The organism is Thioalkalivibrio sp. ALE12 (genome assembly GCF_000381105.1).
Classification (GTDB): Bacteria; Pseudomonadota; Gammaproteobacteria; order Ectothiorhodospirales; family Ectothiorhodospiraceae; genus Thioalkalivibrio.
The window spans coordinates 180449-206036 of sequence record NZ_KB905905.1 but is presented as its reverse complement, the minus strand read 5'-3'; the positions used below and the strand labels follow the sequence as shown (position 1 = coordinate 206036).

At 66.8% G+C, this 25588-nt stretch carries 25 protein-coding genes; 15 read left to right on the top strand and 10 right to left on the bottom strand.

Translation table 11 applies throughout. The annotated features are described in order from the left end of the window. Positions 1 to 22 precede the first annotated feature (22 nt). From F614_RS0100985 to F614_RS0100960, 6 genes are all read right to left on the bottom strand, one after another. Positions 23 to 862 (bottom strand): HDOD domain-containing protein, encoded by an 840-nt coding sequence (locus tag F614_RS0100985; RefSeq protein ID WP_018875492.1) that lies wholly within the window; start codon positions 860 to 862, stop codon positions 23 to 25. Continuing rightward, positions 862 to 1191, bottom strand: coding sequence for a hypothetical protein (locus F614_RS0100980; RefSeq protein ID WP_018875491.1), 330 nt, complete (start codon positions 1189 to 1191; stop codon positions 862 to 864). The genes F614_RS0100985 and F614_RS0100980 overlap by 1 nt, the downstream gene beginning before the upstream one ends. A 66-nt stretch (positions 1192 to 1257) precedes the next feature. Continuing rightward, entirely contained in the window at positions 1258 to 4011 is a 2754-nt protein-coding gene (gene acnA / locus F614_RS0100975; protein WP_018880628.1) for an aconitate hydratase AcnA, read from the bottom strand. Positions 4012 to 4027: 16 nt separating this feature from the next. Next, the gene (gene hflD, locus F614_RS0100970) at positions 4028 to 4657 is read right to left on the bottom strand and encodes a high frequency lysogenization protein HflD (protein ID WP_018866334.1); all 630 of its coding nucleotides are present in this window, start codon (positions 4655 to 4657) and stop codon (positions 4028 to 4030) included. A 78-nt stretch (positions 4658 to 4735) separates the two neighbouring features. After that, on the bottom strand, positions 4736 to 5863 hold the full coding sequence (gene mnmA, locus F614_RS0100965) for a tRNA 2-thiouridine(34) synthase MnmA (protein ID WP_019558043.1): 1128 nt from the start codon (positions 5861 to 5863) through the stop codon (positions 4736 to 4738). Then, positions 5860 to 6321 carry an NUDIX domain-containing protein gene (locus F614_RS0100960; protein ID WP_026329771.1) on the bottom strand — a complete coding sequence of 154 codons (462 nt, stop codon included), beginning with the start codon at positions 6319 to 6321 and terminating at the stop codon, positions 5860 to 5862. The genes mnmA and F614_RS0100960 overlap by 4 nt, the downstream gene beginning before the upstream one ends. 155 nt (positions 6322 to 6476) lie before the next feature. On the opposite strand from F614_RS0100960, the gene icd reads away from it, so the two are divergent. From icd to clpA, 3 genes are all read left to right on the top strand, one after another. Further along, positions 6477 to 7733 (top strand): NADP-dependent isocitrate dehydrogenase, encoded by a 1257-nt coding sequence (icd, locus tag F614_RS0100955; protein WP_018879117.1) that lies wholly within the window; start codon positions 6477 to 6479, stop codon positions 7731 to 7733. Positions 7734 to 7844: 111 nt separating this feature from the next. Then, the gene (gene clpS, locus F614_RS0100950; protein WP_018140091.1) at positions 7845 to 8171 is read left to right on the top strand and encodes an ATP-dependent Clp protease adapter ClpS; all 327 of its coding nucleotides are present in this window, start codon (positions 7845 to 7847) and stop codon (positions 8169 to 8171) included. 5 nt (positions 8172 to 8176) lie between these two features. Further along, positions 8177 to 10447 (top strand): ATP-dependent Clp protease ATP-binding subunit ClpA, encoded by a 2271-nt coding sequence (clpA, locus tag F614_RS0100945; protein ID WP_018866329.1) that lies wholly within the window; start codon positions 8177 to 8179, stop codon positions 10445 to 10447. A gap of 90 nt (positions 10448 to 10537) precedes the next feature. Here clpA and infA read toward each other — a convergent pair whose 3' ends face one another. Further along, entirely contained in the window at positions 10538 to 10756 is a 219-nt protein-coding gene (infA, locus tag F614_RS0100940; RefSeq protein WP_012982660.1) for a translation initiation factor IF-1, read from the bottom strand. Positions 10757 to 10966: 210 nt separating this feature from the next. Between infA and fabD the strand changes: the two genes are divergently transcribed. The 10 genes from fabD to F614_RS0100890 all read left to right on the top strand — a co-directional run bounded on the left by fabD (position 10967) and on the right by F614_RS0100890 (position 19730). After that, positions 10967 to 11917: an ACP S-malonyltransferase gene (gene fabD, locus F614_RS0100935; RefSeq protein ID WP_081619661.1), complete on the top strand. Its 951-nt coding sequence runs from the start codon at positions 10967 to 10969 to the stop codon at positions 11915 to 11917. Between the two features lie 57 nt (positions 11918 to 11974). Beyond that, a complete protein-coding gene (gene fabG, locus F614_RS0100930; protein ID WP_018866327.1) occupies positions 11975 to 12712 on the top strand; it encodes a 3-oxoacyl-ACP reductase FabG in 738 nt (245 codons plus the stop codon). A 128-nt stretch (positions 12713 to 12840) separates the two neighbouring features. After that, positions 12841 to 13080 carry an acyl carrier protein gene (gene acpP / locus F614_RS0100925; protein ID WP_017941560.1) on the top strand — a complete coding sequence of 80 codons (240 nt, stop codon included), beginning with the start codon at positions 12841 to 12843 and terminating at the stop codon, positions 13078 to 13080. A gap of 129 nt (positions 13081 to 13209) precedes the next feature. Then, on the top strand, positions 13210 to 14430 hold the full coding sequence (fabF, locus tag F614_RS0100920; protein ID WP_018866326.1) for a beta-ketoacyl-ACP synthase II: 1221 nt from the start codon (positions 13210 to 13212) through the stop codon (positions 14428 to 14430). Positions 14431 to 14445: 15 nt separating this feature from the next. After that, complete coding sequence (locus tag F614_RS0100915; RefSeq protein ID WP_019558040.1) at positions 14446 to 15795, top strand: aminodeoxychorismate synthase component I; 1350 nt, start codon at positions 14446 to 14448, stop codon at positions 15793 to 15795. Further along, the gene (gene pabC / locus F614_RS0100910) at positions 15792 to 16604 is read left to right on the top strand and encodes an aminodeoxychorismate lyase (protein ID WP_019558039.1); all 813 of its coding nucleotides are present in this window, start codon (positions 15792 to 15794) and stop codon (positions 16602 to 16604) included. The genes F614_RS0100915 and pabC overlap by 4 nt, the downstream gene beginning before the upstream one ends. Further along, positions 16591 to 17625 carry an endolytic transglycosylase MltG gene (gene mltG / locus F614_RS0100905; protein WP_019558038.1) on the top strand — a complete coding sequence of 345 codons (1035 nt, stop codon included), beginning with the start codon at positions 16591 to 16593 and terminating at the stop codon, positions 17623 to 17625. Before pabC ends, mltG begins: the two co-directional genes overlap by 14 nt. Before the next feature lie 15 nt (positions 17626 to 17640). Then, positions 17641 to 18297 (top strand): dTMP kinase, encoded by a 657-nt coding sequence (gene tmk / locus F614_RS0100900; protein WP_018882084.1) that lies wholly within the window; start codon positions 17641 to 17643, stop codon positions 18295 to 18297. A 3-nt stretch (positions 18298 to 18300) separates the two neighbouring features. Continuing rightward, positions 18301 to 19290, top strand: coding sequence for a hypothetical protein (locus F614_RS0100895; RefSeq protein ID WP_019558037.1), 990 nt, complete (start codon positions 18301 to 18303; stop codon positions 19288 to 19290). A 101-nt stretch (positions 19291 to 19391) separates the two neighbouring features. Beyond that, positions 19392 to 19730: a PilZ domain-containing protein gene (locus tag F614_RS0100890; RefSeq protein ID WP_017941553.1), complete on the top strand. Its 339-nt coding sequence runs from the start codon at positions 19392 to 19394 to the stop codon at positions 19728 to 19730. Positions 19731 to 19835: 105 nt separating this feature from the next. On the opposite strand, the gene F614_RS0100885 is transcribed toward F614_RS0100890, so the two are convergent. Beyond that, entirely contained in the window at positions 19836 to 20969 is a 1134-nt protein-coding gene (locus F614_RS0100885; RefSeq protein WP_018875480.1) for an aminotransferase class V-fold PLP-dependent enzyme, read from the bottom strand. Between the two features lie 300 nt (positions 20970 to 21269). On the opposite strand from F614_RS0100885, the gene F614_RS0100880 reads away from it, so the two are divergent. Further along, positions 21270 to 22640, top strand: a complete 1371-nt coding sequence (locus F614_RS0100880) for a KamA family radical SAM protein (RefSeq protein ID WP_019558036.1) — start codon at positions 21270 to 21272, stop codon at positions 22638 to 22640. A gap of 24 nt (positions 22641 to 22664) precedes the next feature. Then, complete coding sequence (locus F614_RS0100875; protein ID WP_018866318.1) at positions 22665 to 24023, top strand: adenosylmethionine--8-amino-7-oxononanoate transaminase; 1359 nt, start codon at positions 22665 to 22667, stop codon at positions 24021 to 24023. A 232-nt stretch (positions 24024 to 24255) separates the two neighbouring features. Here F614_RS0100875 and F614_RS0100870 read toward each other — a convergent pair whose 3' ends face one another. Then, positions 24256 to 25008 (bottom strand): S-methyl-5'-thioinosine phosphorylase, encoded by a 753-nt coding sequence (locus F614_RS0100870; RefSeq protein ID WP_018875478.1) that lies wholly within the window; start codon positions 25006 to 25008, stop codon positions 24256 to 24258. Continuing rightward, the gene (locus F614_RS0100865) at positions 25008 to 25574 is read right to left on the bottom strand and encodes a hypoxanthine-guanine phosphoribosyltransferase (RefSeq protein WP_019558035.1); all 567 of its coding nucleotides are present in this window, start codon (positions 25572 to 25574) and stop codon (positions 25008 to 25010) included. Before F614_RS0100865 ends, F614_RS0100870 begins: the two co-directional genes overlap by 1 nt. Positions 25575 to 25588: the final 14 nt, after the last annotated feature.

Below are 25588 nucleotides of genomic sequence, written 5' to 3'. Positions count from 1 at the left end.
CGTCCTTTGCCTGCATACGGGCTCAGTCGAGGAGGATCGCCTGCATCTGGTCCAGATGCTTGCGGGCGTGGCCGATGATGTCTTCGTAGACCGGCATCTCCAGGCCGATCCGGTCGAAGGTCTCGGGGCTTACCGGGGGCACGAAGCGCTCGCCGGACGATCCCAGGCGCAGCGAATTCGCGATGCTGTCGGCGACGTGCACGATCGCGGTTTCCACCGGGAAGGCGCGTGCCTCCTCCGGGGCATGGTGGTAGCGCGTGGCCTCCACCTGGGCCGGGGCCATGCCCCATTCCTCCAGCAGGGCGGAGCCGATGGCGGCATGATCGAAGCCGAGCAGCTCGCGTTCGGCCTCGAACAGCAGGCACTGCTCGCGTTCGCGGATGTTGATCAGCTCCTCGGTGCGGGTGCCCAGGCGCAGGAACAGCAGCAGCCGCCCCAGATCGTGCATGATGCCGTAGAGGTACAGCCGTTCGATGTTGGCCTCGCGGCGGAACCGTGCGATGGAGCGACTGAGCACGCCGACCGCGATGCTGTGGCGCCAGAACGACTCCATGTCGACGCCGATGACCGGCAATCCACGGAAATGCTCAATGACGATTGTCGACAGCACGATCTGGCGCATCTGCTGCAGGCCGATGATGGAGACCGCGCGGTGCAGGGTGTCGATGGGCTCGGGAAAGCCGTACAGCGAGGAGTTCGCCATGCGCAGCGTCTTCGCGGCGATGGTCGGGTCCAGCTCCACTGCCTCGGTGATCCCGGCGACGTTGGCCGTGGGATCGCTAAGACGGGTGAAGATCGTGTTGTAACTGCCGGAAAAGCTGCACAGCGAGTCGTCCTGCTCGAGGAACTCGGCGACGGTCATCATGCACCTCGGGACCGGTGCCCGCGGCGCATCAGCTCATCCAGCAACTGCTCGCGGGCGAGCTGGTGGAACCCGTCCATGGGGTGGGCGTTCACGTCACAGTGGCGGAAGCGCTCGGACAGGATGGTATCGGCCTGTTCCTCCATCTCCGGCGTGGGCCGGGTTTCGGGCGGGAGCTCCACAGGCTCGTCCTGCCCGTCATTGGCCGCTGCCTGCTCGTCCTCGACCACCTCGACCGTGCTGATGCCCCAGGACAGCAGCACGCGGATCTGCTTGTCCTGCAGCACCATGCCGGCGGGGATCAGGAGACGGCCGGAGCGGTCATGCACGGCGGTCGCCAGTGTCTGACCGGATTGGATTGCCTCCGTGGAGATCCGCCTTCCCATGCCGAAACCTTATGCGGAACCCGCGAGCTGGCGCAACACGTAGGGCAGGATGCCGCCGTGGCGGAAGTAGTCCACCTCCTGCGGGGTATCCAGGCGTACACGCACGGTGAAGGTGGTGCGCTGACCGTCGTCGTCCACCGCGGTCACCGTCGCCTCGCGGGCCTCGCCGTTCTCCACGCCGGTGATGCTGTAGGTCTCGCGCCCGGTCAGTCCGTGGCTGGCCGCGTTCTCGCCGGGCAGGAACTGCAGCGGGAGGACACCCATGCCCACCAGGTTGGAGCGGTGGATGCGCTCGAAGCTCTCGACGATCACCGCCTTGACCCCCAGCAGCAGGGTCCCCTTGGCGGCCCAGTCGCGCGAGGAGCCGGTCCCGTATTCCTGACCGGCGATCACGATCAGCGGGGTGTCCTCTTCCTGGTAGCGCATGGCCGCGTCGTAGATGGACATCTGCTCGCCGTCTGGCAGGTGCTGTGTGACGCCGCCCTGGGTGCCCGGGGCCAGCAGGTTGCGCAGGCGCACGTTGGCGAAGGTGCCGCGCATCATCACCTCGTGGTTGCCGCGCCGCGAGCCATAGGAATTGAAGTCCGCGGGCTTTACGCCCTTGGATTCCAGGTACTTCCCGGCGGGGCTGTCCTTGGCGATCGATCCGGCCGGGGAGATGTGGTCGGTGGTGACCGAGTCGCCCAGCAGGGCCAGCACGCGCGCACCCTGGATGTCGTGCCAGGGCATCGGGGTCATGCCCATGCCCTTGAAGTAGGGCGGATTGCGGACGTAGGTGGAGTCCTCCTGCCACTCGAAACGCTCGCCCTTGGGGGCCTCCAGGTTGCGCCAGCGCTCCTCGCCGGAGTAGAGATCCCCGTAGGCACTGGTAAAGCTGCCGGCGCCGACGTGGCTGGCGACGGCCTCGCGCACCTCGTCGGTGGTCGGCCAGATGTCCTTCAGGTAGACCGGCGCGCCCTCGGCGTTCTCGCCGATGGGATCGTTGTACAGGTCGATATTGCTGCGCCCGGCCAGGGCATAGGCGACCACCAGGGGCGGCGAGGCGAGGAAGTTCATCTGCACCTCGGAATGGATGCGCCCCTCGAAGTTGCGGTTGCCGGAGAGCACCGAGCTGACGATCAGGTCGTCCTTGATGATGGCCTCGGAGATCGGCTCGGGCAGCGGGCCCGAGTTGCCGATGCAGGTGGTGCAGCCATAGCCGACCACGTGAAAGCCAAGGGCCTCCAGATCGGTCAGCAGGCCGGACTTCTCCAGGTAGTCGGTGACCACGCGCGAGCCGGGGGCCAGCGAGGTCTTCACCCAGGGCTTGACCTGCAGCCCCGCCTCGCGCGCCTTGCGCGCGACCAGGCCGGCACCCAGCATCACCGACGGGTTGGAGGTGTTGGTGCAGGAGGTGATCGCCGCGATCACGATGTCGCCGTGATCCAGCGTGAAGGTCTCGCCGTCCATCTCGATGGCGGTGTGATGGGGTTCCTCCGCCTGGTGTTCCACGCCCACGGCGGTATGCCCGCCCTCGGCCGCGAAGCGCTCGGCCTCGGCCGGTTCGTCGGCGCCGCTCTCGCGCTCCTTCAGCATGGTGTCCAGATGGCGGCTGATGGTGGCGCCGGCCTGGCTCAGCGGGATGCGGTCCTGCGGGCGCTTGGGCCCGGCGAGGCTGGGTTCGACCGTGGACAGGTCCAGCTCCAGCATGTCGCTGTAGCGGGCGATCGGGGCGCTGTCGTCACGCCACAGCCCCTGGGCCTTGGCATAGGCCTCGATGAATTCGATATGGCCGGCGTCACGCCCGGTCAGGCGCAGGTAGTTCAGGGTCTCGTCGTCGATCGGGAAGATGCCGCAGGTGGCGCCGTATTCCGGTGCCATGTTGGCAATGGTCGCGCGGTCGGCGAGGGGCAGATCGGCGAGGCCGTCGCCAAAGAACTCGACGAACTTCCCGACCACGCCCTTCTTGCGCAGCATCTCGACGATCACCAGCACCAGGTCGGTTGCGGTGGCGCCCTCGGCCAGCTTGCCGGTCAGGCGGAAGCCCACCACCTGCGGGATCAGCATGGAGATCGGCTGGCCGAGCATCGCGGCCTCGGCCTCGATGCCGCCCACGCCCCAGCCGAGTACGCCGAGGCCGTTGATCATGGTGGTGTGGGAGTCGGTGCCGACCAGGGTATCCGGGTAGGCCATGCAGCCCCCCTCGGCCTGGTCGTCCACGAACACCGTACGGGCCAGATATTCGAGGTTCACCTGGTGGACGATGCCGGTGTCCGGCGGCACGACCTTGAAGGTATCAAAGGCCTGCTGGCCCCACTTGAGGAAGCTGTAGCGCTCGCGGTTGCGAGAGTATTCCAGCTCCGCGTTCAGGTTCATCGCGTTGGCGTTGCCGTGGGCATCCACCTGGACCGAGTGGTCGATCACCAGCTCCGCCGGCTGCAGCGGGGTGATCTTCTTCGGGTCGCCGCCGAGGGCCTCCATCGCGTCGCGCATCGCGGCGAGATCGACCACCGCCGGCACGCCGGTGAAGTCCTGCAACAGCACACGGGCCGGTCGGAAGGCGATCTCCTGGGCCGGCTCGGCCTTCGGGTCCCAGTCCAGCAGGGCCTCGATGTCGGCACGCCGGACGGTGCGCTCGTCCTCGAAGCGCAGCAGGTTTTCCAGCAGCACCTTGAGGGCAAAGGGCAGATCCTTCGCGCGGGCGTCGTCGGTGATCGGCACGTAACGGCAGTCGAGGCCGCCAGCGGACAGGGTCTGGGTGTTCTTCGGGTCGGCGTGGCTCATGATGCGTCTTCCGCGTTCAGGTATTGAGTCGATTGAGGATGTGGTTCGCTTCGCGAATCAGCCGCTTGCGGCCAAAAAGCAGTTTCCAGCGCGATCCGCCGGCCTGGCGCCAGAGGACCGCGGCCCGGATTCCGGCCAGCAGCAACGCACGAATGCGCGCGGCGGTCTCCGGGTTGGAGAGGTTGTTCTGTTCCCCCTGCACGATGATGCGCGGGCCGAGTTCGGAGATGGTCTCCTTGTAGATCTCGGCGAGCCGCGCGATCACGCTCTCGTGGGTGATGTGAAAGTAGTCGATCTGGCGTTGCGCGCCCTGCAGACCGTCGGTCAGCGTCTGCAGCATATCGTCGCGTTTTTGCAGCTTGCGCTCGAGGAAGATCAAGCCGATCGCGTAGCGGGTGATCTCCATGTCCGGCGGCTTGCTGCCGTTTTGCAGCTGGCTCTCGATGCGTTCCAGGCCGCTCTTCAGGCTGACGGCTTCGCGGTAGACCGCCTCCGGTGTCTCGGCATCGAAGGCAAACAGGCTGCCGATCAGGACCTCGAACTCGTATTCGTCGCAGCTGCCGCGCCAGGCCAGATCCTTGACCAGGCTGGCGCACTGGAAGAGGGCGGCAAGCGCCAGCGTGCGGTTGTGATCGGAGCGGTCCAAGCCAGTTCATTCCTTGGTGGGTCGGGGGCGGGGCGCCAGGCAGGGCTCACTATACCGGAAGTGACCCGGCGGACTCACTCAGGGAGACGCGGATTGAATGGCGCCTGCGTGGTGGTCCAGCGTGGTCCGGGTCGCGATCACCGCGCCGCCCAGGCAGACATCACCGCGGTAGAAGGCGATGGACTGCCCGGGGGTGGCGGCGCGCTGCGGGCTGTCGAACACCACTGTGGCGCCCGTCGGCGCAAGCGCCTCGATGCGGCAGTCCTGCAGGGGCTGGCGGTGGCGCAGTCGGGCCCGGAGCGGCTCGTCCGGGGCAGGCACGTCGTGGATCCAGTGGACCGGCTCGGTGACAAGCGTCGGGCTCATCAGTCGCGGATGCTGCGGGTCCTGGGCGACGACCAGGGCGTTGTGCTCGAGATCCTTGTCGACCACATACCACGGGGCCTCGGCGAACCCGTCGACCCCGCCAATGCCGAGGCCCTGGCGCTGGCCGAGGGTGTAGAACATCAGGCCCTGGTGGCGGCCGACGACCTGACCCTCCGGGGTGCGCATCTCGCCCTCGGCGGCGTTCAGGTACTGCGCGAGAAAGTCGCGGAAGCGCCGCTCGCCGATAAAGCAGATCCCCGTGGAGTCCTTGCGGGCGTGGTTCGGCAGACCCAGTTCGCGGGCCCGCACCCGGACCTGGTCCTTCGGGATATCCCCCAGCGGGAACAGGGCCGGGCGCAACTGCTCCTGAGTCAGGGTATGCAGAAAGTAGGTCTGGTCCTTGTTGGCGTCGGCCGCCATGCACAGCTCGCTGAAGACCGCATGATGGCGGACTCGCGCGTAGTGACCGGTGGCGATCCAGCGGGCGCCCAGCTCGCGCGCGTGGTCGAGGAAGGAACGGAACTTGATCTCGCGGTTGCAGAGGATGTCCGGGTTGGGGGTGCGCCCAGCCTCGTATTCGTGGAGGAACTGGGCGAACACCCGCTGGCGGTAGTCCTCGGCGAAGTTCGCCTTGTGCAGGGGGATCTCGAGACAATCCGCGACCTCGCGGGCCATCGCGTAGTCGGCCTCGGCGGCGCAGTATTCGGCGTCGTCGTCATCCTCCCAGTTCTTCATGAACAGGCCTTCGACGCGATAGCCGGCCTCCAGCAGGCGGCTGGCGGCGACGGCGGAGTCGACGCCTCCGGAGAGGCCGATGATGACGCGCTCGCCGCCGCTCATGGCGCGACCGCCCGAACCAGCCCACCGACCGCCGCGAGCGGCAGGCGCGGGCCAGCCTGGTAGCGATGGATGCTGCGCATCACCAGGGGGCTGCGCAGGGGCCAGTCGCGTTCGGCCGCCTCGGGTGTCAGCCAGTGCAGGGCATGGATCGCCGGGTCTCGCGGGCCGGGCGAAGGCAGGGGCGCGGTCGAGCCACAGAAGCTGGTGCGCAGGATGACGGCGCCGCTGGCCAGTTCCAGGAGATCGCAGCCGAGGGTGGCCTCGGGGGTGAACGCGAGGGAGGTCTCCTCGCGGACCTCGCGCACGACCGCCTCGATCAGGTCTTCGTGGGCGTCCAGGTGCCCGGCCGGCTGGTTCAGGACCCGGCGCCCGCCGTCGGTCTCCTCGACGAACAGGAACCGGCCTTCGCGCTCGATCACGGCGGCCACGGTGATGTGACAGGGGAGGCGTTCGGTCATGCGGCGGATGATAACGCAGGCAATGGCGCACACGACCATGTCGGAACGTCGATTTCACTCGCTCCGGGCCCCCGGAGATGGCGGTTGGGCATGTATAATCGAGGCATACCCGATTGACCGATCCATTGATCTCGATTTCCGTACAAGGAGTTGGCATGGCCTATCAGCACATTCAGGTCCCGGAGAAGGGCGAACGCATCACCGTCGACGAGCAGGGGAAGCTGCAGGTGCCGGATCATCCGGTGATCCCCTATATCGAGGGTGACGGCATCGGGGTCGATATCACCCCGGTGATGCGCCGGGTGACCGATGCGGCCGTGGAGAAGGCCTACGGCGGGAAGAAGGCGATCGAGTGGATGGAGGTCTATGCCGGCGAGAAGGCAACCAGGGTCTACGACGATGATTCGGGCCTTCCGGACGAGACCCTGGAGGCGGTGAAGGATTACCGCGTGTCCATCAAGGGCCCGCTGACCACGCCGGTCGGTGGCGGTTTCCGCTCCCTGAACGTGGCGCTGCGCCAGAAGCTGGATCTGTTTGTCTGTCTGCGCCCGGTGCGCTACTACGACGGCACCCCGAGTCCGCTGAAGGCTCCGGAAAAGACCGACATGGTGATCTTTCGCGAGAACTCGGAGGACATCTACGCCGGCATTGAATTCGAGTCCGGCACGCCGGAAGCGAAAAAGGTCATCGACTTCCTGCAGGGCGAGATGGGCGTGACCCAGATCCGCTTCCCTGATACCGCCGGCATCGGCGTGAAGCCGGTCTCCAGCGAAGGCACCAAGCGCCTGGTGCGCAAGGCCATCGAGTACGCGATCGACAACGACCGCCCGTCGGTGACGCTGGTGCACAAGGGCAACATCATGAAATTCACCGAGGGCTCCTTCAAGGCCTGGGGCTACGAGCTGGCGCGCGAGGAGTTCGGTGCGAAGGACCTGGACGGCGGCCCGTGGCAGACCTTCAAGAACCCGAAGACCGGCCGCGACATCGTGATCAAGGACGTGATCGCGGATGCCTTCCTGCAGCAGATCCTGCTGCGCCCGGAGGACTACTCGGTGATCGCCACGCTGAACCTGAACGGTGACTACATCTCGGATGCGCTGGCCGCGCAGGTGGGTGGCATCGGCATCGCCCCGGGTGCGAACCTGTCCGACACCACCGCGATGTTCGAGGCCACCCACGGCACGGCGCCGAAGTATGCCGGCCAGGACAAGGTGAACCCCGGCTCGCTGATCCTGTCTGCCGAGATGATGCTGCGGCATCTGGGCTGGCCCGAGGCGGCGGACCTGGTGGTCAAGGGCATGGGCGGCGCGATCAGCGCCGGCGAGGTGACCTACGACTTCGCGCGGCTGATGGATAACGTCGAGCCGATTGCCTGCTCGGCCTTCGGTGAGGCGATGATCAAGCACATGTGACGGGACGGGTCGGTGGTCGGAGTGTCCGTAAGGGCACTTGGCCTCGGCCCGGAACCATTCGAGGATGGAGACGACCCAAACGAGTAACCGCTGAAGGCGCGAGTTCGACCGATGAGTGATGACAAGCCCCAAAACCCCGATCGAGACGACTCGGTAACGGTCGAAGAATCGAGGCCGGAGCTCAAGCCACCGCGACAGTACAAGGTGGTCCTGCTCAACGACGATTTCACGCCCATGGAGTTCGTGATCGAGGTACTGGAGACCTTCTTCAGCATGGATCGCGAAAAGGCCACCCGGGTGATGCTGCACGTGCACACGCGCGGCAAGGGAGTATGCGGCATCTTTACCCGGGATGTGGCCGAGACCAAGGTGGCGCAGGTGAACGACTACGCCCGCAGCCATCAGCACCCACTGCTTTGCTCGATGGAGGAGGCCTGACTCCCATGCTCGACAAGGAACTCGAATTCAGCCTGAACATGGTCTTCAAGGAGGCCCGCGAAAAACGTCACGAGTTCGTGACCGTTGAGCATCTGCTGATGGCGCTGGCGCAGAATCCCAGCGCGGCCACGGTGCTGCGGGCCTGCGGGGGCGATCTCGATCGCATCCGCGACGAGCTGGAGGCCTATATCGACGAGAACACGCCGCGCATCCCGCCGAACGATTCGCGCGAGACGCAGCCGACGCTGGGCTTCCAGCGGGTGCTGCAGCGGGCCGTGTTCCATGTGCAGTCCAGCGGACGCAAGGAGGTCTCCGGCGCCAACGTTCTGGTGGCCCTCTTCGGCGAACAGGACAGCCAGGCCCTGTACGTGCTGGGGCAGCAGAACATCTCGCGCCTGGACGTCGTCAACTTCATCTCGCACGGGATCTCCAAGGTGGGCGAGGACGAACTCGGGGCGCAGCCCAACCCGAACGAGTCCCAGGCCGAGCCGGTGGAGGGCGAGCGCGAGGAAAAGACCAACGCGCTGCAGCTCTACGCCACCAACCTCAACGACAAGGCGCGCAAGGACGAGATCGACCCGCTGATCGGGCGCGATCACGAGATCGAGCGCACTATCCAGATCCTCTGCCGCCGGCGGAAGAACAACCCGCTGCTGGTCGGAGAGGCCGGGGTCGGCAAGACCGCCATTGCCGAGGGTCTGGCGCGGCGCATCGTCGACGAACAGGTGCCCGAGGCGATCGAATCCGCGACCGTCTATGCCCTGGACTTGGGGGCGCTGGTCGCCGGGACCAAATACCGCGGCGACTTCGAGAAGCGCCTGAAGGGCGTTCTGGCCCAGCTCAAGAAGGAGCCGGGTGCGGTGCTGTTCATCGACGAGATCCACACCATCATCGGGGCTGGCGCGGCCTCCGGCGGGGTGATGGATGCCTCCAACCTGATCAAGCCGATGCTCGCCTCGGGCGAGCTGAAGTGCATCGGCTCCACGACCTACCAGGAGTACCGCGGCATCTTCGAGAAGGATCGTGCCCTGGCGCGGCGTTTCCAGAAGATCGAGGTGCCCGAGCCGACGGTCGACGAGACCGAGCAGATCCTGCGCGGTCTGAAATCCCGCTTCGAGCTGCACCACAACGTACGGTTTACCAAGCCGGCGCTGCGGGCGGCGGCGGAGCTGGCCGACCGTTACATCACCGACCGCTTCCTGCCGGACAAGGCGATCGACCTGATCGACGAGGCCGGGGCCAGCCGCCAGCTGCAGCCGGCCAGCCAGCGCAAGAAGACCATCGGGGTGCAGGATATCGAGAGTATCGTGGCGAAGATCGCGCGCATCCCGCCGAAGTCGGTCTCCAGCTCCGACAAGGAGACCCTGCGCAACCTCGATCGCAACCTGAAGATGACCGTGTTTGGCCAGGACGAGGCGATCGGCACCCTGGCGACAGCCATCAAGATGGCACGCTCCGGTCTGGGCGACATGGACAAGCCGATCGGCTCGTTCCTGTTTGCCGGGCCGACGGGGGTCGGCAAGACCGAGGTCACCCGTCAGCTGGCGCAGCAGATGGGCATCCACCTGGCGCGGTTCGACATGTCCGAGTACATGGAGCGCCACACGGTCTCCCGCCTGATCGGGGCACCGCCCGGCTATGTGGGGTATGACGAGGGCGGGCTGCTCACTGACGCCATCCTGAAGCATCCGCATTCCGTGCTGCTGCTGGACGAGATCGAGAAGGCGCACCCGGACGTCTTCAATGTGCTCCTGCAGGTCATGGACCACGGCACGCTGACGGATGCCAACGGACGCGAGGTGGACTTCCGCAATGTGATCCTGGTGATGACCACCAACGCCGGTGCCGAGCAGGCCAGCCGCCCGTCGGTGGGCTTTACCCAGCAGGACCACTCCAGCGATGCGATGGAGGCGATCAAGCGGACCTTTACGCCGGAGTTCCGCAACCGGCTGGATGCGACCATCCAGTTCGGGCCGCTGGACGAGGCGACCATCCTCAATGTGGTCGACAAGTTCCTGACTCAGCTGCAGGCCCAGCTCGACGAGAAGAAGGTCCACCTGACGGTGGAGCCGGACGCCCGGGCCTGGCTGGCCGAGCATGGCTACGACGTCAAGATGGGTGCGCGACCGATGGCCCGCACCCTGCAGGAGCACATCAAGAAGCCGCTGGCCGACGAGCTGCTGTTCGGCCGTCTGGCGCACGGCGGCGAGGTGGTGGTCCGACTGGGCGAGTCCGGGCTGGAGCTGGATATCCAGGAGACGGCCGTGTCGTCCTGATGCGGCGTGCTGGCATAACCGGGCCCGCGCAAGGGCCCGCAAATGAAGAAGCCCCGGTCCTGCCGGGGCTTCTTCGTTGGAGAGGCGAACTTACTTGTTGCGGTAGACGATGCGACCCTTGGTCAGGTCATAGGGCGTCATCTGCACGATCACCTTGTCGCCGCGCAGGATCCGGATGTAATGCTTGCGCATCTTGCCGGAGATGTGCGCCGTGATCGTGTGCCCATTTTCGAGCTCCACCCGGAAGGTGGTGTTCGGGAGCGTCTCGACGACGGTACCCTCCAGCTCGATTTCGTCTTCCTTCGCCATACAGTTCCTCTCGTATTGAATCAAGGTGGCGACATTATCCGGATGCACCAGCGGAACACAAGTCATGGCGCGCCTCGCAGGGCCGGTCCACGGCGTGGATGGACGGGGCGACGACCTCGGTGGACGTGCGGAGCGAGTCGGCCGCCGCGTTTGCCGCCATTTCCCTGACCGCCTACACTACGCGCGCTTTCACGCGCGAGACCATTGCGAATGACAACTTCTTGGGCAGCCGTTTTTCCCGGCCAGGGGTCCCAGTCCACCGGCATGCTGGCCGATCTGGGCGACGACCATGCCATTGTCCGTGACACCTTTCAGGAGGCGTCGGACTGCCTCGACGCCGATCTCTGGAGCCTGTGCCAGCACGGCCCGGTCGAGCAGCTGAACCAGACCGAATGGACCCAGCCGGTGATGCTGGCCGCGGGGGTTGCCGCCTGGCGACTGCTGAGCGAGCAGACCACCGCGCGCCCGCAGGCGGTCGCCGGTCACAGTCTCGGCGAGTACAGCGCCCTGGTGGCCGCGGGCGTGCTGCGCTTCCCCGATGCGGTAAGGCTGGTCGCGGAACGCGCCCGGGCGATGCAGGCGGCGGTCCCGGAAGGCGAGGGCGCGATGGCCGCGATCCTCGGGCTCGACGATGCCGCGGTGCAGGCCCTTTGCAGCGAGCATGCCGGTGGCGAGGTACTGGAGGCGGTCAATCTGAACGCCCCGGGCCAGGTGGTCATCGCGGGTAATGCCGCGGCGGTGGACCGTGCGGTGGGGGCGGCGAAGGACGCCGGCGCCAAGCGCGCCCTGAAGCTTCCGGTCTCGGTTCCCTCGCACTGCGCCCTGATGCGGCCGGCGGCCGAGCGACTGCAGGCCGCGCTGGACAGCACCAGCTTCAGCTCGCCGAGTATCCCGGTCTGGCAGAATGTGACGGCCGCGCCGGCGGATTCGGCGGAGACCATCAAGGACAACCTGGCCGCGCAGCTGTACCGGCCCGTGCGCTGGGTCGAGACCATTCGCGGTCTGCGCGAGCAGGGCGTGGCGGTGCAGGTCGAGTGCGGGCCCGGGCGCGTGCTGACCGGACTGGCCAAGCGCATCGACCGCGATCTGGAATTGTTCGATGTCGCCGATCGCGACACGCTGAACGCCACCCTGGAACGCCTGGGGTCGGACGCATCCTGAGCGCGCTCGCGCCGCCGCGGTTCGCGACTCCCTCTCACATGAAGCAAAGGCACAACCATGTCTGACAGCAAACGTGTAGCCCTGGTAACCGGCGCCAGCCGCGGCATTGGCGCCGCCATCGCCCGGCGTCTGGCCGAGCAGGGCCTGCAGGTGGTAGGCACCGCCACCAGTGACGCCGGCGCCGAGCGGATCACCGAGGCCCTGAAGGAATGGGGCGGCCGCGGCATCGCCATGGACGTCACCGACGCCGATTCCGTCGCCGCCGGCCTGCAGGCGATCCAGGCGCAGGAAGGCCCGATCGAGGTGCTGGTGAACAACGCCGGCATTACCCGCGACAACCTTTTCATGCGCATGAAGGACGAGGAGTGGGATGCGATCATCGACACCAACCTCTCCGCCGCCGTGCGCCTGACCCAGCGCCTGCTGAAGGGCATGATGAAGCTGCGCCGCGGCCGTATCATCCTGATCGGGTCGGTGGTCGGCTCCACCGGCAACGCGGGACAGACCAACTATGCGGCGGCCAAGGCGGGCCTGGCCGGGTTTGCCCGGTCGCTGGCGCGCGAGGTCGGCAGCCGCAGTATCACGGTGAACACGGTCGCCCCCGGGTTCATCGATACCGACATGACCCGCGAGCTGGGCGATGACACGAAAGCGGCCCTGCTGGGCCAGATCCCGCTGGGGCGCCTCGGCGCGCCGGAGGAGATCGCCGCGGCGGTGGGTTTCCTCGCCTCCGAGGAGGCCGGTTACATCACCGGCGAGACCCTGCACGTGAACGGCGGGATGTTCATGCATTGATCACGGCGGGCAGGCCGTGTGCCGCCCGCATGGCTCGCTGCACGGATCGCTAGATCGCGGCGGGGCTTTTCTCTAGAATGGCGGACCTTTCAACGAAGCCGCCTCACACCGAAGGGGATTTCTGAACCATGAGTAGCATTGAAGAACGCGTCAAGAAGATCGTTGTCGAGCAACTGGGAGTCAAGGAAGAGGACGTGACCAACGCCGCCGCTTTCGTTGACGACCTGGGTGCGGACTCGCTGGACACGGTGGAACTGGTGATGGCGCTCGAAGAAGAATTCGAGACCGAGATCCCCGACGAGCAGGCGGAAAAGATCACCACCGTGCAGCAGGCGATCGACTATATCAACGAGCACATGAAGGACTGATCCGACGCCTCCGGGCGCCGGTCAGGACGACGCGAACGGGCCTTCCTGCGCGCAGGGCGGCCCTTCGTCGTTTCGCTGAACGCGTATTTCAGTCTTTCGAGGAGAACATCATTGGCTAAGCGACGTGTCGTGATTACCGGACTGGGGATCGTGTCCCCGGTCGGATCCACTATCGACAAGGCCTGGAGCAACATCAAGGCCGGCAAGAGCGGCATTTCCCCCATCGATGTCTTCGATGCCTCGGACATGCCGGTGAAGATCTCCGGCGCCGTTCGGGATTTCGAGGCCAATGATTACGTCCCGACGAAAGATCAGAAAAAGATGGACACCTTCGTCCTCTACGGGCTGGCCGCGGGGCTTCAGGCCCTGGACGACTCCGGACTGGAGGTGACCGAGGAGAACGCCGAACGCATCGGGGTCGCGATCGGCTCCGGCATCGGCGGTCTGCCGTATATCGAACGTTCCTACGGGGCATACCTGAAGGGCGGGGCGCGCAAGATCTCGCCGTTCTTCGTGCCCAGTGCGATCATCAACATGGTGGCCGGCAATCTGTCCATCATGCGCAACCTGCAGGGCCCGAACATCTCCATCGTCTCGGCCTGTGCCACCGGCACCCACAACATCGGCGACGCGGCGCGCATGATCGCCTACGGCGACGCCGATGCGATGGTGGCCGGCGGGGCCGAGATGGCGACCACGCCGCTGGGCATCGGCGGCTTTGCCGCGGCTCGCGCGCTGTCCACCCGCAACGACGATCCGGAACGCGCTTCCCGCCCCTGGGACCAGGATCGTGACGGCTTCGTGCTCAGCGATGGTGCTGGCGTGATGATGCTGGAAGAGTACGAGCATGCGAAGGCTCGCGGGGCGAACATCTACTGCGAGGTCGCGGGGTTCGCCTGGAACGCGGATGCCCACCACATGACGCAGCCCATCCAGGATGGCTCCGGGGCCGCCAAGTGCATGCACCGGGCGCTCAAGGATGCCGGCGTGAATCCGGAAGAGGTCGGGTATATCAATGCGCACGGGACCTCGACGCCGGCGGGCGACCTGGCGGAGACCCAGGGGCTGAAGAAGGCCTTCGGCGACCATGCCTACAAGCTTCTGGTGAACTCCACCAAGTCGATGACCGGCCACCTGCTGGGGGCCGCCGGCGGGATCGAGGGCGTTTTCACGGCGCTGGCCCTGCGCGATCAGGTGTCGCCGCCGACCATCAACCTGGAAAACCCGAGCGAAGGCTGCGATCTGGACTATGTGGCCAACGAAGCGCGCGAGATGAACACCAAGGTCGGCCTGTCCAACTCCTTCGGGTTCGGCGGCACCAACGGCACGCTGGTGTTCCGCAGCATCTGACGCTGCGGCGCCGCCATGGCGGTCCATCCACTGGCCGCCGGGGTCGATTTCGCGGCCCTGGCGCGGCGATTCCCCGAACGCTACCCGCATCTGCTGGAGTCGGCCCTCATCGGGCAGGCCCCGGCACGCTTCTCCATCCTGTTTGCCTTTCCCGGTCGAACCCTTTCGACCGCGGCGGGCGAGGATTTCCTGCAGGCGCTGGACCAGGACCTGTCCGGGGTACCGGAGCTGGCCCCGGACGACACGCCCCATGCCCATCTCCCATTCCTCGGAGGGTGGTTTCTCTACGCGGGATACGAGCTGTCCTGGGGCCTGGAGCCGGCGCTGGGTGAATGCCGGTCCGATCCCTGGCTGCCGGATGCGCTACTGACCTATTTTCCCGCGGCCCTGATCCGTGATCACCACGCGGGCCGGACATGGTTCGTGGACGAAACGGACGATGCCGAGCGCCGGGCGCTGGTCGAGCGGGACCTGGAGGCGGTGCGGGAGGATGCGGACGCGGCGTGCAGCCCGTTGCCCGATCTTTCTTTGCAGGAGGAGGATCCGGCCCGGTACCGCGAGGCGGTACTTCGCGGCCTCGAGTACATTCGGGCCGGCGATACCTTCCAGGTCAATCTGTCGCGGGAATGGCAGGCCACGGCGGCCGCACCGCTGGATCCGGCGGTGCTGTATATGCGCCTGCGTCAGGCGAATGCGGCCCCGTTTGCCGCCTGGCTGCAGTTGCCGGGGGCCCACGTGATCAGCTCCTCGCCGGAACGCCTGGTGTCGGTGGAGCGGGGCGAAATCGAGACCCGGCCGATCGCGGGAACCCGCAGACGGGATGCGGACGCCGACAAGGATCGGCTTCTTTTCAGTGAGTTGAGCTTTAATCTTAAAGAGCGGGCCGAACATGTGATGCTGGTGGACCTGGAACGCAACGATGTCGGGCGGGTGGCCGAGATTGGCAGCGTGCGGGTCGCGGAGCTGATGACCATCGAGAGCTATCGCCGGGTGCACCACATTGTCTCGAGCATCGTCGGGCGCCTGCGCCCCGGGACCACGGCCGCTGATGTCCTGCGGGCGGTCTTCCCCGGCGGCACCATCACCGGGTGCCCGAAGATTCGCAGCATGCAGATCATCCAGGAACTGGAGCAGTACGCGCCGCGTGGCGCCTATACCGGCGCCTGTGGCTACGTGAGCCGGCATGGGCGCATGGATACCAATATTTTGATCCGTACGCTCGTTGCGCACGGGAACGAGCTGCGCTTCCGCGCCGGTGCCGGCATCGTGGCTGACTCGGACCCGGAGCGCGAGCTCGAGGAGACCCGGCACAAGGCAAGGGGTCTTCTGGAAGCGCTGGGCGTGCACAACGAGGCGCTTTCGTGATCCTGGTGAACGGGGAACCAGACGAGAACGTCTCGGCGGGTGATCGCGGGCTGCTGCTCGGGGATGGGCTGTTCGAGACCCTGCGCGTGCGTTCGAGCCAGCCGCAATTGTGGGCGTACCACCGTGATCGGCTGTGGCGGGGCCTGCGCCAGCTGGGCTTCCCGGAGCCCGAGGAAAGGCAGATTCTCGAGGAAGTGGCACAGGTGGCGCACGGGCCCGAATGCCTGGTGCGGGTGACGATTACGCGTGGCGGAGGGCCCCGAGGGTACGCGCCACCCGCCCATCCGGCACCCACGCGGATCGTCAGTGCCGGGCCCGCGCTGGACGCCACGCCACCCGGCGACCGGAGTCCCCTGGTTCTTGGCTGGTCGGCCGTCCCGGTTGGGGTGAACCCGGCGCTCGCGGGGCTCAAGCACACCAGCCGCCTGGAACAGGTGATGGTACGCAGCCACTGGGAAACTGGTTGGGAGGAAGCGATCGTCCGTGATGCGCTGGGGCGGGTGGTCAGTGCCACCCAGGGCAATCTCTGGGTGCGCGAGGGGCAGCGGCTGCTGACGCCCCCGCTCGACCAGGCCGGGATTGCCGGGACCCGGCGGGCCTGGATCCTCGATCATGCGGCAGGGTTTGGATTCTCCGTGGTCGAGGAATATCCGGAGACCGAACGGATCAGGAAGGCCGACGGTATCTACATAACGAATGCACGTCTCGGGATGACCCCGGCGGTGCTGGCTGAAGCGGACAATCCGGGGCGCGCGTGGCAGGATGATCCGCTCTACCGCATGGGAATCGCGTTGCATGAAGCGCATTAGTCTCGCCGTCCTGGCCCTGGTGGTCGTGCTTGCCCTGGGCACCGCCTGGTGGTTGGGCGAACACTACCGGGCACAACTGGACACGCCCCTGGCGCTGGACGCCTCGGAACGCTACCAGCTTGCATCCGGTCAGGGGCTGCGCTCGGTCAGCCGCTCGTTTGCCGAGCGCGGCTGGATCGAGTCCGCCTGGGTGGCGGAGGTCTACGGGCGGCGCCAGGGGCTCGCGCCGCGGCTACAGGCCGGCGAGTACGCGGTGACCCCGGGGATGACGCCGCGCGATCTGCTGCACGCGATGGCCCGGGGCGAGGTCGTCCAGCATCGCCTGACCTTTCCCGAGGGCTGGACCATCCGCCAGGCACTGAGCGCGCTGCGCGAACATCCGGAGCTGGTCGGTCCGCCGGAGTCGGTCGGGGTTCACAACCTCCTCGAGACCCTGGGCTTGTCGGACCTGGATCATCCGGAAGGCTGGTTTCTTCCGGATACCTATTTCTTCGGCTCCGGCACCGAGGCCCTGACGGTGCTGGAGCGCGCCCATCAGGCCATGCGCCTGCACCTGGAGCGGGCCTGGGAAGGCCGTATCGAGGACCACCCGGTGGATTCCCCCTATGAGCTGCTGATCCTGGCCTCGATCATCGAGCGCGAGACCGGGCGTGGGGACGAGCGGGACCGGGTAGCGGGCGTATTCGTGAACCGGCTCAAGCGCGGCATGCGGTTGCAGACCGACCCGACCCTGCTGTACGTGCAGGAACCGGGCGTGCAGCGGCTGACGCGGGCCGAGCTGGATCGTGACCACCCCTACAACACCTACACGCGGGCCGGGTTGCCCCCGACGCCCATTGCGCTGCCGGGCCGGGCCGCCCTGGAGGCCGCCGCGCGGCCGGCGGATACCGACGACCTGTTCTTTGTCTCGCGCGGCGATGGCAGCCATCATTTCTCCCAGACCTATCGCGAACACCGCGAGGCCGTGATCCGTTACCAGCTGGGCGGGGACGGCAGCCGCTACGGCATCCGCAACCGCTAACGGGAGCCCCTGCGCATGGATCGCTCACCCCATCCTGGTCGTTTCCTGGTGCTTGAGGGCATCGAAGGCTCGGGCAAGACCACCCAGATCGAGCGGCTGGAGGCTCGATTGCGCGCCGCCGGCCACAGCCTGCGCGTCACGCGTGAGCCGGGCGGAACCGCGCTGGGCGAGCGTCTGCGCGGGTTGCTGCTGGACCCGGATCTGCCCGGGATGTGTCCGGAGGCGGAATTGTTGCTGATGTTCGCGGCGCGGGCCCAGCATCTGGCCGAGATCATCCGGCCAGCCCTGGACGCGGGCGACTGGGTGCTCAGCGACCGCTTTACCGACGCCTCCTTCGCTTACCAGGGCGCGGGGAGGGGCCTGGGCGACCACCGAGTGGCCCGTTTGGAAGACTGGTTGCAGGGCGAGCTGCGGCCGGATCTGGTGATCCTGCTGGATATTGCCCCCGAGACCGGACTGGAACGGGCGGTGCAGCGGGGGCGCCGTGACCGGATCGAGCGAGAGGCGCTGGACTTCTTCGAGCGCGCGCGCGAGGCGTATCGCCAGCGCGCGGCAAAGGCCCCCAACCGATACCTGGTGGTCGATGGAGCGGCGGATCCGGACACCGTGGCCGAGCGGATCCTGGCGGGCGTGCGGGAGCGCCTGCCGCTGCACGCGCTGGGGGGCGGCTGAAGGATGGAGGGAACCGACACCCGGGAGGCGCTGCCACCCTGGCTGCAGGCGCCGTGGAGCGGACTGGTCCGGCGCGGACGTGACGGCCGCCTGCCCACCGGTCTGCTGATCCACGGCGCGACCGGGGTGGGCAAGGCCCTGCTGACCACCGCGCTGGTTCAGGCACTGTTGTGCCAGCGCGCCAGCGGCGAGGAAGCGGCCTGCGGCGAGTGTAACGCCTGCCGCAGCTTCAGTACCGGTGTGCACCCGGAGGTGATGGCCCTGGAACCGGAGGAGGCCGGGAAGGAGATCCTGATCGCCGCGGCCCGCGAGGCGATCGACTTCCTGTCGCTGTCCGGGTTGGGGGATCTGCGCTCCGTGATCATCCGCCCGGCCGACGCCCTGAACGCGAATGCCGCAAATGCCTTGCTCAAGACCCTGGAAGAACCGCCGACCGGGGCGATGCTGATCCTCGAGGCGGCGCAGCCCGCGCGTCTGCCGGCGACGATCCGCAGCCGCTGTCAGACCATCGAGATCGCCAATCCGGCCCCGGCGGACGCGACGGCCTGGCTGCGCGGGTTCTCGGATAATCCGGCAGCGGTGGACGAGGCCTATGCAGCCAGCCTCGGGCGACCGCTGGCCGCCCGCGAGATCCTGACCGACCCCGAACGCATGGGTCGCTGGGAACAGGACCGCGAGGCCCTGACCGCGTTGTTGCGTGGCGCCAGCGTGCACGCGATGGCGGCTATCCTGCAGCGCAGCCTGCCGGAATCCCTGATTCCGCGGATCCAGGCCCTGCTGGTGTCGGCCCAGCGTCTGGCGGTCAACGGCGAGCCGGATGCCTTTGGCCGGCAATTCCCGCGCGATCTTCTGGAGGGCTTTGCCCGGCGTGCCGGCGCGCGACGCCTGGCCGAGCTGTCCGCGCGGGCGCTGGTCTGGCAACGCCAGGCGAGCCGTCAGCTGAACCCGCAGCTGCGCATGGAGGATATCGCCCTGAATTTCCAGGCGAAGTAGCGGCACAACTCACGCCGCGAGCGGCCACGGGGTGGCGCGCGATCGCATCGATGGGCGATACTCCTCGGCCCAGCACGTAATCAGGTCACACGGGAGGGTCTATGGCCGGGCAGGGCATGCTCACCTTGGCAATCAAGGAAAAACCCGCGCTGTATGCGGCGTACATGCCGTTCGTGACCAACGGCGGGCTGTTCATCCCGACCGACAAGGCCTACAAGCTCGGGGATCAAGTCTTCTTGCTGCTGTCACTGCTGGAGGATTCGGACCGCCTGCCGACGCCCTGCACGGTGGTCTGGATCACCCCGCCACGGGCGCAGGGCAACCGCCTGCGCGGCATCGGCGTGCAGTTCAACAAGTCCGACAAGGGCGTGACTCATCGCCGCATCGAGGAGCACCTGGGCGGTATGCTGAACTCGGACCGCAAGACCCACACGTTCTAGCCGCCGGGCAAAGGCCAGGGTGTTCGGGCGGGCTTGCCGTTCGAGCCCGTCACCCGCCGCAGCTCGCCGCGTCCGGGTCCCCTTGTCGACCCGCATCCGCCACCCTCAGCGCACGCCTGCAGCCGCCTTCTCGCGGATAGCCTCGGCCACGCACTCCAGCGCGCGGTCGATCTGTTCCCGCGTCAGATAGAAGTGGGGTGCAAAGCGGATCCCGCCGCCGCGCAGGGCACACAGCACCCCGTACCCCTGAAGCCGGGCGTACAGCGCATCCAGATCGTCCACCGGTGGCCGGAAGGTGAGGATGCCGGCGCGCCGGCCGCGCGGTGTCAGGATGCGGCATCCCTGGCTGCGCAACCCGTCCTCCAGGTGCAGCCAGTGCTCGCGGATTTCGTGGTCGATGGTCTCGAGCCCGGTCTCCAGCAGCAGCGACAGGCTGGCGTGCAGGGCGTGAACCCCCAGCATGTTCGGGCTGCCCGGCTCGAACCGCCGGGCGCTGGTGGCTGGTTCGATGCCGGGGTTGGAGAAGTCACCGGCATGCGCCAGCATGTTCCAGCCGTATTCCTGCAGCTTCAGCTGCTCGCGCGCCTCCGGGTTCACGTAGAACACCCCGATCCCCTCCGGTGCCAGCATCCACTTGTGCGCATCCGCCATCACGAAATCGGCATGACAGCCGGGCGCATCAAAGGGCAGGGCGCCCAGGTGCTGGATCGCGTCGACGCAGAACAGGATGCTGCGCGCGCGCAGTTCAGCGCCCAGCGCCTGGATGTCGATGCGCATCCCGGAGTCGTAGCGTACCGCGCTGGTGGCGACCAGGCGCGTGTGCCCGTCGCAGGCGGCCAGAAGATCGCGTTCCGGCTCCGGACCAACCGGCACCTCGCGGGCCTCGATGCCGAAGCGCTCGGCCGCGGCCAGCCAGACCACGCGGTTCGACGGAAACTCGTGGACCGGGAACACGACGTTGTCGCCCGGGCGCCAGTCGAGGCCGAAGGCCACCATCGAAAGCGCCTCCGAGGTGTTCTTGACGAAGGCGATATCCTCGGCCGACGGGGCACCGATCAGCGCGCGGGCGAGCGCCCGGGTTGCATCGACATGCCGCAGCCACTGGAGGTAGTCGCGCGAACCATGGACGACGTTCGTATGGGCGAACTGGCAGACCGCCTCCTCGGTGCGTCGCGGCCATGGGCCGACGGCGGCATGGTTGAGATGGATAATCCCTTCCTGCGGAAATTCCGGGTGCATGCGATCCTCCTGGGCCGGGCCCGAAGGGTAACCCAGTCGGGCGGCCGGTAGAACACCGTGCGCGCGCCAGAGCCGCCGTGACCGGTGCCGCGTGTCAGCCGCGTGTCAGGCGCTTGTTGTGATTCCCCGGGCAAGTTGTTAATTTGCCGGCTCCCTGAATACCCCGGGTCTGCGCCTCAATCCATGTCATCGGGTTTGGTGAACGGGCCCTCGCAGCGGCCGCATGGCCTCGTCCACCGCGCCTTCCGGCCTCCCGCAGGCGCTGCGCCGTTTTGCACCTTGCCAGTACAGGAGGGACGGATGAATTCCGTTGTCCAGTTCTATCGGGACCCCGAGCTCGGGGCCGTCGAGTCGCGCGAATTCCGGGTCTTCAATGACCGTTCGCTCGATCGTATTCCGGCGGTCGCGGCGCTGCCGGAGGCCATGCGGTTCGAAATGCGCGTGGTCGCCAGCGTGCTGCCGTTCCGGGTCAACGACTACGTGATCGAGGAACTGATCGACTGGGATCGCGTCCCCGACGACCCGATGTTCCAGCTGACCTTCCCGCAGCGGGAGATGCTGGAACCGGGGGCCTTCGAGCGTATGGCCGATCTCCACCGCAAGGGTGCATCACGTGGCGAGATCCAGGCCCTGGCGCGTGAACTGCGCGAGGACCTGAACCCGCATCCCGCCGGCCAGCTGGAACTCAACCGGCCCAGCGAGGAAGCCGGCGAGGTGATCAACGGGCTGCAGCACAAGTACCGCGAGACGGTCCTGTTCTTCCCCGGACAGGGGCAGACCTGCCACAGCTATTGCACCTTCTGCTTTCGCTGGGCCCAGTTTGTCGGAGACAAGGAACTGCGGATCGCCAGTACCGATGCCGGATTGCTGCACGACTACCTGCGCAGCCACACGGAGATCAGCGACCTGCTGATGACGGGCGGCGACCCGCTGGTGATGAAAACCAAGCACCTGAAGGCCTACCTGGAGGGATTGCTGGAGCCGGATCTGGCCCATGTCCAGACCGTCCGTATCGGCACCAAGGCCCTGACGTTCTGGCCCTATCGCTTCGTCACGGACAGTGACGCGGACGAGCTCCTGCACCTCCTGGAGCGACTCGCGGAGGCGGGGAAACACGTGGCGCTGATGGCCCATTACAACCATCCCCACGAGCTGCGTACCCCGATCGCGCGCGAGGCGATCCGCCGCGTCCGGGATACCGGCGCCGAGATTCGTGCCCAGGGCCCGCTGCTGCGGCACATCAACGATGACCCGGGCGCATGGGCGGATCTGTGGCGCGAAGAGGTCCGCCTGGGGATCATCCCGTACTACATGTTCGTCGAGCGCGACACCGGCGCCCGACGCTATTTCGAGGTGCCACTGGCCCGGGCCTGGGAGATCTATCGCGAGGCCATGCAGCGGGTTTCGGGACTGGGTCGCACCGCCCGGGGTCCCTCGATGAGCGCGGAACCCGGCAAGGTCGAGATCCAGGGCGTGGCCGAGATCCAGGGCGAGAAGGTATTCGTGCTGCGCTTCATCCAGGCGCGCAATCCCGACTGGGTACAGCGGCCTTTCTTCGCACGCTATGACGACCAGGCCACCTGGCTGGACCAGTTGCAACCGGCCTTCGGCGAAGAGCGTTTCTTCTTCGAGGATGAGCTGGCCGCGATCAAGGCCGCATCCGGCGAGTAACCGCCCCCTGACAGCAAGAGCCCCATGGACAACGACACCCTGAAGCAGCGTGACCTGCGCGCCCTCTGGCATCCCTGTACCCAGATGAAGGACTACGGCGAGGAGGGCACCCTCCCGCTGCTTCCGATCCAGCGCGGGGAGGGCGTCTGGTTGTACGACTTCGACGGTAACCGCTACCTGGATGCGATCAGTTCCTGGTGGGTCAATCTCTTCGGTCATGCCAATCCGCGAATCGGCGATGCGGTCAAGGACCAGCTGGACCGGCTGGAGCACGTGATCCTTGCGGGCTGCACCCACGAACCGGTGGTCGAACTCTGCGAGCGCCTGATCGACATCACCCCGGACGGCCTGGAGCGGGTCTTCCTCGCGGACAATGGCAGCGCTGGGGTCGAGGTCGCGCTGAAGATGAGCTTCCATTATTGGCGCAACGTCGGCCGCCCGCGGAAGACCCGATTCATCCGGCTCTCCAACAGCTATCACGGCGAGACACTGGGGGCGCTTTCGGTCAGTGACGTGCCGCTGTACAGCGCCACCTACGAACCGCTGATGCTGGACGTAATCACTGTCCCGGCGCCCGACTGCTTCGAGCGCGAGGCGGGCGAGAGCTGTGCCGACGTCGCCCGGCGGCAGTTCGCTCACATGGAGGAAGCCCTGGCGGCACATGGCGACGAGGTGGCCGCGGTCATCATCGAGCCGCTGGTGCAATGCGCCGGCCATATGCGCATGTACGATCCGGAGTATTTGCGCCTGTTGCGCGCGGCCTGCGACCGCCACGGCGTGCACCTGATCGCCGACGAGATTGCCGTGGGCTTTGGCCGCACCGGCACCCTGTTCGCCTGCGAACAGGGGCCGATCACGCCCGATTTCCTGTGCCTGTCGAAGGGGCTGACCGCCGGCTATCTGCCCATGGCCGCGGTGCTCACCACGGACTCGATCTACCAGGCGTTCTACGACGATTACGAAAAGCTCAACATGTTCCTTCACTCGCATTCCTACACCGGGAATCCGCTGGCGTGCAGGGCGGCACTGGCGACACTCGACATCTTCCAGGCCGATCCGGTTATCGAGCAAAACCGTCAACTTGCCAAACATATCGCGAAACGACTGGAGCCTCTGACGGCGCATCCGCACGTCGCCGACGTGCGCCAGCACGGCATGATCGCGGCGGTGGAACTGGTGCAGGACAAGGCGACCCGTACGCCATACCCGTGGCAGGAACGCCGCGGCCTGCACATCTATCGCCACGGACTGACGCGCGGTGCCTTGCTGCGACCGCTGGGGAACGTGAGCTACCTGATGCCGCCGTATGTCATCACCGAAGACCAGATCGACTTTCTGGTGGAGGTGATGACCGAGGGGATCGAGAAGGCCGTGCACGCGTGATCCGACGACAACGCGGGCACTTCGCCAGGGATTGAGGGCGAGCCTCGTGCCGTACGGCTGTACCCATAACGACGCATAATACATATTATGTTAAAAAGGAGGTGAGCGACGGTTGGCGGGTTTCAGGTCAGTCGCCGGTATCTCCCCCGGTCTTGCCCCTCTCTTGCCCCTCTCTTGCCCCTCTCTTGCCCGTCCGGGCCCGAATCCGGCCTTGGCCGGGCTCCGGCGGTTCTCAGGAAAGACTGCTGATCACGTGGGTCAGGATCTGTTTGACCCGCGTCATGCCCACATCCAGATTGGCCGCGATGTCGTCCATGGTGATCTCGCCCTCGGCCCGGCCGGCGGCCCAGTTGGCGATCACGGCGCAGCAGGCGTAGTTGAGGCCCAGTTCGCGCGCCAGGGCCGCCTCGGGCATGCCGGTCATGCCGACCAGGTCGCAGCCGTCGCGTTCCAGTCGGTCGATCTCCGCGGCCGTCTCCAGGCGGGGTCCCTGTGTGGCACCGTAGGTCCCGTGCTCCACCGCCTCGATCCCGAGTTCGTCGATTGCCCGGATCAGGGTCTGGCGAACCGCCTCGTTGTATGGCCAGGTCATGTCGATATGCGTGACCTCTTCCAGGTCGCCGCCTTCGAAAAACGTGTTCGCGCGCGACCAGGTGTAGTCGATGATCTGGTCCGGGATGGCGACGACCCCCGGTTTCATCTCCTCGGTGATCCCGCCGACCGCGGCGACGGCGACCACGTTGTCGATACCGGCGTTGTGCAGTGCCCAGATGTTGGCCCGGTAGTTCACCTGGTGTGGCGGGATGGTGTGGCGCGCCCCATGGCGCGGCAGGAACACGATTTCGATGTCGTTCAGCCGGCCAAAAACCAGCGGGCCGGAGGGCTCCCCATAGGGCGTGTGCATCACCTGGCGTCGGGTGATCTGCAGGTCTTTCAGTCGGGTTAGACCAGTGCCGCCGATGACGGCGATGCGGGGTGCGGACATTACTCAGTGCTTCCCTGGTGGTCGGCCACGGCGAAGATACCGGGCGCGTTGCGCAGGTAGTCCTGGTAGTCCATACCGTACCCGAAAAGGTAGCGGTTGGGCGCCTCCAGGGCCGCGTAGTCGACGGTGATTGCCGGATCCCGGTCGGGGTTGTGCTTGTCGACCAGGACGATGGAGACGACCTGCCGGGCGCCCTGCTCTTCGCAGAAGGTCTTGATGCCTTCCAGGGTAATGCCGCCGTCGAGGATATCGTCGACGATCACGACGGTACGGTCCTGCAGGGCCGCCTGGGGACGCGCCAGCCAGTGCAGCTGGTCGCCGCCGCGGGTGCCGCCGCGATACCGCGTGGCATGCAGGTAGTCGACCTGCATCGGGAACGACCAGCGCGTCAGCAGCCCGCCCATCAGCACCACACCCCCGTTCATCACGCCCATCACCAGCGGATTGCGGTCCTTCAGCGCGACCGCCGTGCGTTCGGCCAGACGGTCGATCGCGGTCTCGACGGCGTCACGGCTGAAGAGACAGTCGGCATCACGCAGCGTGGCTCGCGCCTGTTCCGGGCTCATGGCATGTCCTGGGG

Bases quoted from the DNA above. Each gene is read 5' to 3' on its own strand.
- F614_RS0100985 (WP_018875492.1), bottom strand. From the start codon at position 862: ATGACCGTCGCCGAGTTCCTCGAGCAGGACGACTCGCTGTGCAGCTTT.
- acnA (WP_018880628.1), bottom strand. From the start codon at position 4,011: ATGAGCCACGCCGACCCGAAGAACACCCAGACCCTGTCCGCTGGCGGC.
- mnmA (WP_019558043.1), bottom strand. From the start codon at position 5,863: ATGAGCGGCGGCGAGCGCGTCATCATCGGCCTCTCCGGAGGCGTCGAC.
- F614_RS0100960 (WP_026329771.1), bottom strand. From the start codon at position 6,321: ATGACCGAACGCCTCCCCTGTCACATCACCGTGGCCGCCGTGATCGAG.
- icd (WP_018879117.1), top strand. From the start codon at position 6,477: ATGGCCTATCAGCACATTCAGGTCCCGGAGAAGGGCGAACGCATCACC.
- clpS (WP_018140091.1), top strand. From the start codon at position 7,845: ATGAGTGATGACAAGCCCCAAAACCCCGATCGAGACGACTCGGTAACG.
- clpA (WP_018866329.1), top strand. From the start codon at position 8,177: ATGCTCGACAAGGAACTCGAATTCAGCCTGAACATGGTCTTCAAGGAG.
- infA (WP_012982660.1), bottom strand. From the start codon at position 10,756: ATGGCGAAGGAAGACGAAATCGAGCTGGAGGGTACCGTCGTCGAGACG.
- fabD (WP_081619661.1), top strand. From the start codon at position 10,967: ATGACAACTTCTTGGGCAGCCGTTTTTCCCGGCCAGGGGTCCCAGTCC.
- fabG (WP_018866327.1), top strand. From the start codon at position 11,975: ATGTCTGACAGCAAACGTGTAGCCCTGGTAACCGGCGCCAGCCGCGGC.
- acpP (WP_017941560.1), top strand. From the start codon at position 12,841: ATGAGTAGCATTGAAGAACGCGTCAAGAAGATCGTTGTCGAGCAACTG.
- F614_RS0100915 (WP_019558040.1), top strand. From the start codon at position 14,446: ATGGCGGTCCATCCACTGGCCGCCGGGGTCGATTTCGCGGCCCTGGCG.
- mltG (WP_019558038.1), top strand. From the start codon at position 16,591: ATGAAGCGCATTAGTCTCGCCGTCCTGGCCCTGGTGGTCGTGCTTGCC.
- tmk (WP_018882084.1), top strand. From the start codon at position 17,641: ATGGATCGCTCACCCCATCCTGGTCGTTTCCTGGTGCTTGAGGGCATC.
- F614_RS0100895 (WP_019558037.1), top strand. From the start codon at position 18,301: ATGGAGGGAACCGACACCCGGGAGGCGCTGCCACCCTGGCTGCAGGCG.
- F614_RS0100890 (WP_017941553.1), top strand. From the start codon at position 19,392: ATGGCCGGGCAGGGCATGCTCACCTTGGCAATCAAGGAAAAACCCGCG.
- F614_RS0100885 (WP_018875480.1), bottom strand. From the start codon at position 20,969: ATGCACCCGGAATTTCCGCAGGAAGGGATTATCCATCTCAACCATGCC.
- F614_RS0100880 (WP_019558036.1), top strand. From the start codon at position 21,270: ATGAATTCCGTTGTCCAGTTCTATCGGGACCCCGAGCTCGGGGCCGTC.
- F614_RS0100875 (WP_018866318.1), top strand. From the start codon at position 22,665: ATGGACAACGACACCCTGAAGCAGCGTGACCTGCGCGCCCTCTGGCAT.
- F614_RS0100870 (WP_018875478.1), bottom strand. From the start codon at position 25,008: ATGTCCGCACCCCGCATCGCCGTCATCGGCGGCACTGGTCTAACCCGA.
- F614_RS0100865 (WP_019558035.1), bottom strand. From the start codon at position 25,574: ATGAGCCCGGAACAGGCGCGAGCCACGCTGCGTGATGCCGACTGTCTC.